The organism is Spirosoma knui, assembly GCF_054780635.1.
Map to the genome: position 1 here is coordinate 232,188 of NZ_BAAGVY010000006.1, position 11,995 is coordinate 244,182.

Below are 11,995 nucleotides of genomic sequence, written 5' to 3' on the forward strand. Positions count from 1 at the left end.
TGCCGAAAAACAAGGGTCAAATAACGTACCAAGGCATTTTAGCTAGTCAACACTAGAATCAAGGCAAATGTTGGGACTTCATTCTACAGGAATTGTGGAGTAAACGCCCATCGGAAATTTACTCCACAATTCTCCAACGATACTAAGGAAGGCATCAACGGATTACTACGGTTCCCGCTCCATTGTAGCTTCGATACTCCCCATTGTACATGGCGTCCGCGGAAACCGGTCCAACGACGAAGCGTCCTTTCGAAACGGCTCGGGCCAGGTAATAAAACGTTTGTTCAGTGCCCGTAGCGGTGGTGTAGAAATTGATCCGGTCGTCTCGTAGATCGAAGTGGTCGGGTGTGCTCGGCTTTTGCATCCAGGACATATCCCGTTGCTCAGTCAGGCGCGGATTCTCGACCTCTAAACCAGCCGGAAGTAAATCCGTAACCACGACGTTGTTGACGTTTAAACCGTTTGTGCTGGCCAACGTTAACTTCACCACTACCAAATCATTCTGTTTGATCTCGGTAACAACCTGACCGTCGCGCGTCAAATACTCCCGGCGTACGCGCAATCCATTATCTTCCTCGGTAACAGGCCCCGTTGCTGGAATCCCTTCACTTTGCACGAAGTAATAGACCGTACCCGAACCTTTGGTATTGAGCAGTAACGGCTGATTGGTCGGTACACGCTTGATATTCAGGAAAGGCGCGTTTAACGTACCGAGCGATTTACCGCCTGCTGTAAGCGTAGCTGTTGCGGTATTATTGGCATTCTGACGAGCCAGTTTACCCAGCGCCAGGAAAGCAAAAGCGGCTTCCTGCGTATTGAGGTACGATGACTGACGTAACGCGCTGGCTAGCTGCCGGGCCAGCGTTGGAACTTGCAGGTTGTCGCGATCCGTTTCGATAAGGGCATCAAGCGTTAAGGCCAGATTCCGGAGGGGAGATGCGTAACTGCCGCCGGTTTCCCGACCAGTGGTGTTGTCCGTAAATCGTTTGGGTAACAAAGCGGTATAACTTCTTGTATCACCCACCCGGAAGAACGCGGCCGCCAGCAGATACCGGCTATCGGGAGTGAGCAGACTACCATTCTGTTTGTAGTAGTTCATGGCCGACCGATTGGGCTTACCCGCTACCGCCAGCGTATACAGCGCATAGATTGCGGTTCGACTGGCGACGGGTCGTACGTTACGTCCACCGGCTTCGTCGTACGTAACCGAGTTTTCCGTTGCCGGATTATTGGTGAACGTCGTCAGATTGTCAATAGCGCCACTGACTACCGACGAGCGAACAGCAAATCCTGCTTCCTGAGCCTCCGTCAGGAAATGCACGGTATACGCGGTTACCCAGGGGTCAGTTTTGGCGCTTTCCATACCCGGCCACATCATAAACCCACCATTCGCTGCCTGCAAGCCTTCAACAGTTTGGACCGCCTGCCGAACGTTTGTGCTGGGGTTGAGGTCGCTATCAGCGGACCGAACGAAATACGTATTTGACCCCACTTGTTTGGCTAAATCGGCAAAGTAGAGTTGCGGAAACGCTTTGGAAATCGTTTGCTCGATACAGCCGTGCGGATAGCCCAATAAGTAAGACAGTTCCCGCCCGTATTGCGTTACCGGCGATCGACTCAGCATTACGCTGGCCCGAGCCGTGCCGGGTAAAAAATTACTGGCTAACCGTAAGGTCTGATTTTGACCGCTGGCCACCGCACCGGAGAGTGTAGTTTTCTGCAACGAAGCCGCCGGGCGTACCGTTACGTCTGTTTTTTCGGTAAATGTCTCGCCCAGACCTTTTACCGTTATGGTTACCGCTCCCAGGCCAATCGCCTGGCGAGCTGTCAAATGAAACATCGCCCGACTCTCACGACCCGGTTGAATCGTTACGTTCTGCGTGGTTACGCTGTCGGTGGCTAACGGACCCGATAAACTTAGCTTGGCCGTTACCATGGCTGGTTTCCTGGTCGTGTTACTCAGGTTAACCGGTAAGTCGAGCTGGTCGCCGGGGGTTAGAAAACGCGGCAGGCCGGTGCTGATCACGATCGGATCGGCCACCTTCATGTTGGTGTTAGCTGATCCAAACGCATTGTCTTTGTAAGCCACCGCCATAACCCGCAAGTCGCCCGAAAACTGGGGTATATCAATGGTGAACTCGGTCTCACCATCTAGTCCCGTATCCAGCAGGCCACTCCATAAAGCCACTAAGTGCACCCGCCCGTTGCTAAGCGGGTTAACACGTCGTTCCAGATCATAACCGTCTCCGCCAACGCTCGACGAACGTAACGACAACTCCGGATAAAGCAAGGCATACAGATCATGGCTGCCTACTTCAAGCGCTCGTTTTTGATAAAAGAATCCGTGCGGATCAGGCGTTTTAAAATTCTTGAGCTGAAGAATGCCTTCGTCCACAACAGCCACCGTAACCTGAGCGTTGCGGGCCGTTTTGATACGTATCGTTTGCTTCGTTTTTGATCGGGATTGGGTAACGGCCGAAATCGTGATCGGCAGTTTGGTGTCGGCGTTCTGAGCGGAGATTGGCGCAAAACCATGCGCTACTGTCAAGGGTAGGTTGGACGGTACGCCGTTGCCGCTGTCCATAGCTCGGATGAGTGTAGCCGTTACGTACACATTGGGCAGGTGTTCATCGCCAACGGCAAATGTCAATTCTGCCGATTTGTTGTCAGTCATCAGCCAGTGATGTTCCAGCACCTGATTGCGCTCAACCGTGACGAGCAGTTTGCCATCGAACGGTGCTTTGAAAAGTACTTTCGCTTTATCACCGGTTTCGTACACTGACTTATCGGCCGTAATCAGCACCTGCCCTTCCTGACTCACATCGAAGGATGAGGCCGACGTACTGCCGTAGCCATAGGCGTAGAAGCCGGTCGCTGCGTAATTGACCGCCGGGCCATCAGACCGATTCGGCCGATGAACCCGGATCTCGTACTCGCCCGAAACCGTCGGTACGTAGCGAAACGAAGACTTGCCCGCTTTAAACACCAGCGTGTTGGTATATACCGATTTTTCGCGCCGTTTGGTGGTGTATTTTATCTGCTCATTTTCCTTCTTTTCAATAACGGTTTGGTAATCATAGCGTACAACTTCCACCTGCGCCGAAGCCGAAGCGCGATGAATGCCAGTAGGGTCCAGCGCTACCAATTCAGTAGCGATAGGTGTGTTGGTGCTGACGTAACGATCGGGCAGGCGAATTCCGAAAAATGTATCCTGCGTAAGCACATCGAACCGCCGAAGTCGGTTAACGGGTCGGCCATTTTCGTCAAAAACGGTAATGAACAGCTTGGCTTCGAGCAAACCGATGTCTTGATACTGCGCTGGAATGGCAAAGCGCTCCGTAGCCTGACCATTCGCGTTCGTACGGCCCTGACGTAATTCCTTGGGAAAAGCTACCGAAGCGCCAGCCTGTTCTGCGGATATGCTAAAATCGTATTCCTCGAAGCCTTTGGGCGCAAACGCCTTTCGCTTTAGTTGCATCTCCATCTCATACGCCCGGTCCGACGCGGGTGGTCCAAACAAATTGAGTGCTGTCGCCGAAAGCGTAATCGTCTGGCCGGATTTATAACTGGTTCGGTCGGTTAATACGTCGACTTTGATGCGATCCGGAATAAACTCTTCCACACTGACCGCCTGGGACGTGAGCAGCACATTATTCGCGTTCAGAACCTCAATCGTGTAGCTGCCGGTTACAGCGGCTGGGTCAAGTGGGATATCCGTGACTACGGCACCCTGCGCATTGGTCGTTTTGCGGAAGGCGCGATACTCTCGCCCGTTTGGCATCAGTAACCGGATCAATACCGGAATCTCACCCACACTTTGCCAGGCCTGCGAGCGAATCACAGTATTGAAATGAATAGTTTCGCCGGGTCGGTAAATATCCCGGTCGCCGTACACGAAGGCGTCAAACCCTGATTCGTTGTCCCGTTTGCCATCGACCTCAAAGCGTGAGGTTTCTACCTGCGTATCGGGTAAAAACAAAAAGTTGAAGTCATCCCCCGGAGCCGCGGCTTTTGTGCCCAATCGGGCGGTAATCAGGGCGATTGTGAAACCGGGCGCTTTCTCGCTGATTTTTCCGAATTTGGCGAATCCAGCCCCATCGGTCTGTAGCGTATATACCGATTGATTATTACTACTGATCAGGCTTATCTCAACACCCTGGAGTGGTTCGGCCGTCTGAATCGAGTTGGCCCATACCAGTACTTCGTCTTTAGTTTGTCGCGCCACCAAGCCAATATCTGACACGGACACTAGTTGACTAGCCTGCAAATACGCTTCGTCTTTGGAGCCGACGGATACCAGATAAACACCCCGGAACGTATTGTTCTGATCGGGCAAGGCTATGTTAAGGGTCGAAACGCCCCGAACTTTAGGTAAATCAGTCGTTTCAACCGTTTTGTCAACCAGTAGGCTGCTAAGGTCGTTCGATTCATCGGCATCGTACGAGTAAACACCCGTAGGCTTCCAGTTGCCACTGGCATCTTCGCCATACTGTTCGTATCGATTGGAGCGCAGATACCCCAGCAGATTATTTTCATAGAGCTTGGCAATTTTCACCTGTACCTTAGGAATGTTTACGATCGATAAGCCAACGTTTCGGGCACCTTTCGAGGACAAGTACATCGCTTTCTGGTTTGCAAACCGAATACTGGCGGGCATCTTCCCGAAGAACAGATCGCGCGTGGCTGACTCGGCCAACGTAGCGCCCAGTACACCCTTAATCTGATCGGTAAGCGTTAATACGTAGGTGTCTGTTTCATTAAAGTTACCCCGGATCATGAAGCCGTTCTCCGTTAGCTCAGCCGTCGTTTCGACCTGCGGTTGTATGGTGTAATACGTGCTCAGATTACCCGCCTGAACTTCCTGAGTTGTAATGACGCGCACAACACCCTCGGGCTGACCAGTGCGGTTGCTTTCGAAGCTCGTCTGAACCTCCGTAATATCAATCTTGTATCGCGACGGAAGTGTACCCGTTTCTTCGATGGTTTCTTTACTGGTAAACGCCGTGTTTGGCACCTTAAGGCCTTTGTTCAATTTTACGGCAAGCGGCTGTTCATTCTTTTCGGCGGGGGCATTCACTAAGGCAACGGATACACTGCTTTGTGCTTCTTGCTGGCTAACCTGCGTGGTGAGAGGTTTGTCATTGCTGGTAATGGCCAGTTTGTTCGCTACGTCGGACGAATTGATCGGGTAGTTGAAATTCAGCCGGACTTTAGCCACGGGCTGACCTGTTTCGCGGGAGCGCGACCACCAGCTTTCTGAATTGGTTAGTTGCAGATAGGGCGTGTGGAAACTGATCACATCGCCAGATACCGTCAGTTCCTTCTGGTCCGTACGGGCCAGTAAGTCGTTCGTTAGCTCGGCGCGGTAATCAGTAGCCGGATCGAAGGCTACCGCCGGAGAGAAAATCAGTTCGTTCGGAGCCGTCCACTTGAATTTACCTCGTACGGCGGGCTTGAAGCGGACGTATTGCGTTGAATCCCATTGGTCGATCTGACTCGTTTGACCGATGTTTTTGTTAAACGTAAAGGTCAAATTCTGGGTTTGCTGCACTTCATCCTCGAAGTTGCGGCCCACCACCGAAAGCTCATTGAACGGGAGCCGGGAGCAATGAATAAGTAGTATGGATACTAAAGCACATACAAGCCCTATTGAAAAACGCGATTTCATGAGTGAAGCGGTGAGAATGGTCAGGGAAATGAAAAACCCACTCAAAGTAGATGAGTGGGCTGGCTTTTTAAAAACAGACTTAGCAAGCGGTCGTTAGCGAGTGGGCGTAAACTGAACATTCACAATTTTCCACGCATTGCCTTGTTTGGCACTGATTACTGAGAACGTTACGTTGGTATCAAAGGCTTGCCCCTGCACGTTGCCTTTGGCTTTCCAGTTGCCGGTCATTACGGCTGAATCGTTGTTGTATTGGCGGGTGCGGGCGTTCGATACGGTGGCGCTTTCGACCACTACGTATCCGCCATTCATGCCCTGCGCCAGCATATCACCTTCCACCGACTGTCCGTCGAAACTGATGATGCTGAAATCACTGGCCAGGAGCTTACCCATTGTGGTGCCATCTTCGTCGAGCATCGCTTTGAAAAAGGCATTGCCAAGAGCGGTTGGGTCCTGGGTTGGGTCGGTGGCTTGCTGGGCGTACGTCGCCGTTGTCAGCAGTACGGCGGTGAGTAAGGATAAACAGAATTTCATGGGAATAGGAAGTTTTTAGAGCGGAAAACTGTTCATAAAACTTGACAAAGCAAAACCAGTTCATTCCGCTTTAATGACGACCTGTATGTCACTGTGGCGACCCTTGTCGTCAGCGCAGGAAATTTTAAGCACACCCGGACGCGGCTTAAAGAAGACGGCCTCAGCCGCTTTCGCTTTTACATAAAGTTTGTCGTTCAGATACCAGTATACCATCTTGACGTCGTTGTCGGCCTGGCAACCTAACTGAAGATCAGCCGGATGTTTGGTGTTGATGAAGTATTCGCTGCCGTCGTTCAGGCTGGTGATCAGTGGTCCTTCGTCGCCGAAAACGCGTTCGCAGGCCGGGTTATGCGGAGGAGGTAGTTCGATGGGAATGTGATTTGCCTGGTAAAACGTTAAGACGTTAGGCGAAAGGTTGGGATAAGCTCGACGTACCACGGCCGAGTCAGGCCGACAGTGTGCGCAGTACGACAGAGTACCCGCACTGTTCGTGAAAACTGCCTTCCGGTGCTGGCAGCGATGGTTACGGGACACGCCGAGTATGCAGTAGTCTGTTACAGGATTCTGGCAAAATTCACCTGGAATATCGCCCGTTTCGGGGCAGATGAGCCGCATTGCCAGCCGAGAGGCCGCTCCATCGCGTGGGGCTTTGAACCAACCAACGGACGAATTGTAATCCACCGCATTGAAGAGCTGGAACAGCAGAGGTGTAGCCGTATTCGCCCCGCTTAACTCCGCTACACCCGTTCCTGAAAAGTTGCCCACCCATACACCGATGGTGTAGCGTCGGTTGTACCCGATACTCCAGGCGTCGCGTCGGCCGTAAGAGGTTCCCGTTTTCCAGGCGATTTTAGGTAGGTGATAACTGTTGTCGAAGTTATTCGGAAGGTCGGGGCGGGTAATCTGGGTAAGGGTATGGGTAACGAGGTAAGCGGCTTCCGGGCTCAAAACCTGATTTGTCCCAGAGGATGTAGTACGCGCTGATGAATTTCCGGAAAAATTACTGACGAAATGCAGAGGCTTGAGAACACCTTCGTTGGCCAGGCTGGTGTAAAGCCGGGTCATTTCTTCGAGCGTTACGCCACAGCCACCCAGAATCATCGATAGCCCCAAGTCGTTCGCCTGTTTTTTGATCGTGGAAAACCCCGCTTTCCGTAGCGTAGACACCAGAGCAGGCGTACCGAGTTCTTTCAACAAAGCTACTGCCGGAATATTCAGCGAGTTGGCCAAGGCAAACTCCGCCGTGACCAGACCGTTGAACCGGCGGTCGTAGTTATCGGGCTCATAGCCGCTAAAATTGGTTGGAACGTCAGCCAGTTTGGTTTTGGGCGTAATAAAACCAGCGTCGAAGGCCAGTCCGTACAGCAAGGGCTTCAGCGCGCTGCCCGGAGACCGGATTGCTCGTACCCCGTCGACTTGCCCCCCATCGGCCGGATTCGTAAAATCAGCCGAGCCGACATACGTCACTACGTCCTGCGTCTTGTTATCCACAATTAGCACAGCCGCATTCTGAATACCGGCAGCGCGCAGGCGGTTCGCGTAATTTTGCACGATACGTTCGGCGGTTTTCTGCATATCCGGTCGTAAGGCTGACCGAACAATCGGGAGATCTGGATACGTAGTGCGAAGGCGTTGGGCCAAATGTGGGGCGAGTTGCGGGGCTTGGTGGCGGTACGCATTAAGGGGTTCGTGCAGGGCATCCGTTATGGCGGCCGCATCGAAGAGTTGGGCTGTTTTAAAGCGGTTTAGCCAGCGGTTCCGCTCCTGAACAATAAACGGGTTCGCCTTGCCTAACCGCAGACTCGATGGACGGTTCGGGATGATGGTTAAGGTGGTCAATTCGGCCAGACTCAGCAGCGTCGGTAGCTTACCGAAGTACAGGAGCGAAGCCGATTTCAACCCTTCAATATTGCTGCCGTATGGAATCAGATTCAGATATAGCTGTAAAATCTCATCTTTTGAGTAGTGTAGCTCCAACTGCATGGCCCGAAACAACTCAACGAGCTTATTTTGGTACGTTCGCTCGCGCGGTTCGAGCAGCCGTACGGTTTGCATCGTGATTGTGGATGCGCCAGACGTTCGTTGACCGGTCAGAGTGTTTCGAACAGCGGCCCGGATCATGGCTACGGGGTTGAATCCGGGGTGGTAATAAAAATACTTGTCTTCCTTGAACAGTATGGCCTCCCGGAGTCGGGGCGTTATTTCGGAAAGCTCTGTATATAGTCGCCATTTGTCATCGCGGCTCAGAAACGCGTGAAGCACCGAACCATCCTGAGCCGTGATGAGCGTAGCGTAGGGGATCCGGGTATTGACGGGAAACAGGAAATCAAGGCTGAGGAAAAGAAGAACAACGAGTATAAACACCCGAACAACGCGTCGTTTGCCAAGCTGGATCAGGTGTCTTTTCGCGAACGCAACCATTTGATTTGATAACTCGGTGAATCTCTGTGTTTCTTTGTATAGCACTTGGCTTCTGTTGCTACGGTAGAAAAAGCAAAGAAGAAAGGCAAATTAATGCGTCGGGGTTGTTCCTATACTATTTTTGTCCATGACCATTCAATTTTTCGGGGCGGCCCGTACCGTTACGGGTAGCAAACACTTGCTCACGACGGCTTCGGGCACGCAAATTCTGCTGGACTGCGGTCTGTTTCAGGGAATCAATACCGACGAACTCAACCAGGAGTTTGGATTTGATCCGGCGGCAGTCGATTATATGGTTTTGTCGCATGCGCACATCGATCATACCGGTTTGATTCCTAGGCTCGTCCGGCAGGGCTTCCGCGGCCCAATCTACACGACCGCATCTACCGCCGATCTGTGCGAAGTCATGCTGATGGATAGCGCCCGGATTCAGGAGCGTGATCTCGACCGTGTCAATCAGCGCCGGAGTCGTCGCGGCCAGCCGGAACTGGAAGCACTGTACGACGAGGCCGATGTGGAGCAGGCGCTGAGTCTGATGCAGCCGGTTGCGTACAACAGCCCCTTTGTGATCTGCGACGAGGTAACCGGTTTATTGACCGATGCCGCGCACCTGCTGGGTAGCGCGTCCGTTAGCCTAACCATTCGCGAAAAAGGTAGAACCGGTGAATTGGAAGAAAAGCACTTGTTTTTTAGTGGTGACATCGGTCGTCCTGACGATAAAATACTACGTAAACCCGATCCTTTCCCGCAGGCCGATTACATCATTTGTGAATCGACCTACGGCAATCAGCTTCATGAAGCCGAACCTGATATGAAAGCCCACCTGCTACGTATTGTGAAACAGACATGCGTTGATGAGGGTGGTAAACTGATCATACCCGCCTTCGCCGTTGACCGGACGCAGGAATTGATTTATGCGTTGGATCAACTGTCCAGCGAAGGGCGCCTACCCAGACTTCCGGTTTACATTGACAGCCCTATGTCGGTAAAGGCTACTGAAGTCATGCGTCGGCACCAGGAAGATTACAATCCTGATATTTTGGCGTACATAAAAAAAGACGGCGATGCGTTTGATTTCCCCAATTTACACTACGTAGCCGACGTTAACGAATCGAAAGCCATCAATGACCGACCAGGGCCGTGTATTATCATTGCTCCGTCGGGTATGGCCGAAGCAGGACGTATTAAGCATCATATCAAAAATAACATCGAAGATAACCGAACCACGATTTTACTGGTCGGTTACGCATCACCCAACAGTTTGGGTGGTGCCTTGAAGCGGGGCGACAGAGAGGTGACGATTTTTGGCGAGCGCTATACCGTGAAAGCCAACGTTGAGGTCATGGATTCGTTCTCGGCCCACGGCGATTACCGGGAGATGCTTCAATTTCTGGCCTGTCAGGACCCGGCGCGGGTTAAAACCGTATTTCTGGTACACGGCGAATACGACGAACAGCTGGTCTGGAAAGAAAAATTACAGGCAGCCGGTTTCCGACGGGTAGTCATTCCCGATATGCGCGACAAAGCGGAGTTGTAGCCAACAAAAAGCCCCCAGCGTTTGAACTGGGGGCCGAGCAAACAATGAATAAATACGTAGTCAGGCAAATCTAGTCCGCGAGAAGCAACGGTTCAGTACAACACGATAGACCTTGCCGAACTGGGCGTAACACCAGCGTTTGAGTTGCTTTACTTCGTCTGGAATTAGCATTTGGATTGCTTTCGCCAGTTCTTTTTCGAATAGCCCTTTATCAAAACTCACCTTCTGAAGGATAGTCTTGATATACTCAAGCATGGAAAGCATGGTATCTTGTTTTTTGGTTAAAGAAGTTGATAAAAATGAAAGAAGTTGACATGTTGTTTAATGGTGTGTCACTCAGAAACGTAACGACTTGTTCGAGGAATTGTTGCCGCAAACTAAATAGAAATTTAGGATTATTATTAAATTTTTTTGCATTATTTTATTTAAGTTTTTCATTAAGTATTGCACAAAGCGTTGATAATGTTGTAACTATCGAATTAAGCCAGTCTGTTTTTCCGATTGAACGGCCCTTCACGATTTCGGTGATCATAGCTAATAGCGATTCGCGTCCGGCGATTGTCTTTCCCGATATTCCCGGTTTTTCAAAAAAAGGTACGTCAGCGAGCGTAACGACAAGTGAGGTTGGTGGGAAAACCATTACCAATCAGATCATTACTCAGAATTACCAGGCACGGGCCGCTGGACGGTTCAGGCTGGCTCCGTTCACCATTACTGCTAACGGCGAAGTAGCCACCTCCGATGGGGCTATCCTGACCGTACAGCCATCGGCCGCTACCGTAGCCGCTGCGCCCATTCTGCCGCCCTCCAACGATGCGGCTTTCCTGGCATTGAAGCCGTCAACGGAGTCTATCTATACGGGGGAGGCCGTGGCACTTACCTTATCTTTCTACGTGGCCGATAACTACCCGTACGTGCTCGACTTTAAGGCGTTGGATCAGCAGTTGCAAACGATAGCGCGTCAGATTCGGCCAACGAACGCTTGGGAAGAAAGCCTGAACATAACCGACCTGAAGCCGATCCAATTGATGATTCGGGGTAAAAAGTACCGCGAGTACCGGCTTTTTCAATCCATATTTTTTCCGCTTTCCAGCCAGCCGCTACGTATACCGTCGGTGTCGTTGTGGTTAACGCAGACCCGACCCGTTATTGGACCACCCGCACCCGAGACCAGCAAGGTTGTTTTCACCAGCCGACCTACCGTGGTGCAGGTTCGGGCGCTGCCTCCGCATCCCTTGCGGGGCCGGGTACCCGTTGGCAAGTTTCAACTCACGGAAGGGCTCGAACGGCAGCGGATCAGCATCGGTAAAAGCGTTAGATATACCTTTACCGTAAGCGGTGAAGGAAATATCGCTACGTTGCCCGCGCCTGCACTACGTAATGAGGGAGGAGACCTGGATATTTTTCCGCCGGAGGAGCGGCAGGTTGTTAACCGGTCAGCCAGTCAGGTGACCGGGCGAAAAACGTTTTCATATTTCATCGTGCCGCACGAAAACAAAACGATTTCATTGGCCGACCGACTTCAGTGGGTTTACTTCGATCCGCAACTCGCCCGGTACGACACCCTGCGACCGAATATGCGGCTGATTGTCGGCGGTAGTGGTTTGCAGGCAACGGGGAACGTAGCGGCCGTGGCGCAGGTTGCGAATGGAGACGAAAACGCGGCCCCGATCAACTCGTCGACAACTTCGCTGTTTGCCGGTATCGAGTCGATGGATAGCCGCCATCAGCCCGTTAGCGTGTCGGTATTGATCCGGTCAGTCGCCAATGTGCTGATAATCCTGATGCTGTTGGGAATGATCTTTGTATTTTTTAAAAATTAATACCTCGTCATATAA

The 11,995-nt window shown here is 51.8% G+C and carries 6 protein-coding genes; 2 read left to right on the forward strand and 4 right to left on the reverse strand.

Annotated features, from left to right (window positions below; translation table 11 throughout):
• Window positions 1-154: 154 nt before the first annotated feature.
• The 3 genes from ACYVIY_RS14995 to pbpC all read right to left on the reverse strand — a co-directional run bounded on the left by ACYVIY_RS14995 (window position 155) and on the right by pbpC (window position 8,620).
• Window positions 155-5,668, reverse strand: a complete 5,514-nt coding sequence (locus ACYVIY_RS14995; RefSeq protein WP_460977179.1) for an alpha-2-macroglobulin family protein — start codon at window positions 5,666-5,668, stop codon at window positions 155-157.
• A 93-nt stretch (window positions 5,669-5,761) separates the two neighbouring features.
• On the reverse strand, window positions 5,762-6,199 hold the full coding sequence (locus ACYVIY_RS15000; protein WP_460977180.1) for a nuclear transport factor 2 family protein: 438 nt from the start codon (window positions 6,197-6,199) through the stop codon (window positions 5,762-5,764).
• A gap of 60 nt (window positions 6,200-6,259) precedes the next feature.
• Window positions 6,260-8,620, reverse strand: a complete 2,361-nt coding sequence (gene pbpC, locus ACYVIY_RS15005; protein WP_460977181.1) for a penicillin-binding protein 1C — start codon at window positions 8,618-8,620, stop codon at window positions 6,260-6,262.
• Window positions 8,621-8,747: 127 nt separating this feature from the next.
• Between pbpC and ACYVIY_RS15010 the strand changes: the two genes are divergently transcribed.
• Window positions 8,748-10,157 (forward strand): MBL fold metallo-hydrolase RNA specificity domain-containing protein, encoded by a 1,410-nt coding sequence (locus ACYVIY_RS15010; protein ID WP_460977182.1) that lies wholly within the window; start codon window positions 8,748-8,750, stop codon window positions 10,155-10,157.
• 60 nt (window positions 10,158-10,217) lie between these two features.
• Here the strand turns inward: ACYVIY_RS15010 and ACYVIY_RS15015 are convergent, their stop codons facing one another.
• Window positions 10,218-10,421, reverse strand: a complete 204-nt coding sequence (locus ACYVIY_RS15015; protein ID WP_460977183.1) for a hypothetical protein — start codon at window positions 10,419-10,421, stop codon at window positions 10,218-10,220.
• Window positions 10,422-10,486: 65 nt separating this feature from the next.
• Here ACYVIY_RS15015 and ACYVIY_RS15020 point away from each other — a divergent pair, with 65 nt between their 5' ends.
• Entirely contained in the window at window positions 10,487-11,980 is a 1,494-nt protein-coding gene (locus ACYVIY_RS15020) for a BatD family protein (protein ID WP_460977252.1), read from the forward strand.
• The last annotated feature ends 15 nt before the right edge of the window (window positions 11,981-11,995 follow it).

Coding starts and splice junctions, on each gene's coding strand:
- pbpC (WP_460977181.1), bottom strand. CDS start 8,620: ATGGTTGCGTTCGCGAAAAGACACCTGATCCAGCTTGGCAAACGACGC.
- ACYVIY_RS15000 (WP_460977180.1), bottom strand. CDS start 6,199: ATGAAATTCTGTTTATCCTTACTCACCGCCGTACTGCTGACAACGGCG.
- ACYVIY_RS14995 (WP_460977179.1), bottom strand. CDS start 5,668: ATGAAATCGCGTTTTTCAATAGGGCTTGTATGTGCTTTAGTATCCATA.
- ACYVIY_RS15015 (WP_460977183.1), bottom strand. CDS start 10,421: ATGCTTTCCATGCTTGAGTATATCAAGACTATCCTTCAGAAGGTGAGT.
- ACYVIY_RS15010 (WP_460977182.1), top strand. CDS start 8,748: ATGACCATTCAATTTTTCGGGGCGGCCCGTACCGTTACGGGTAGCAAA.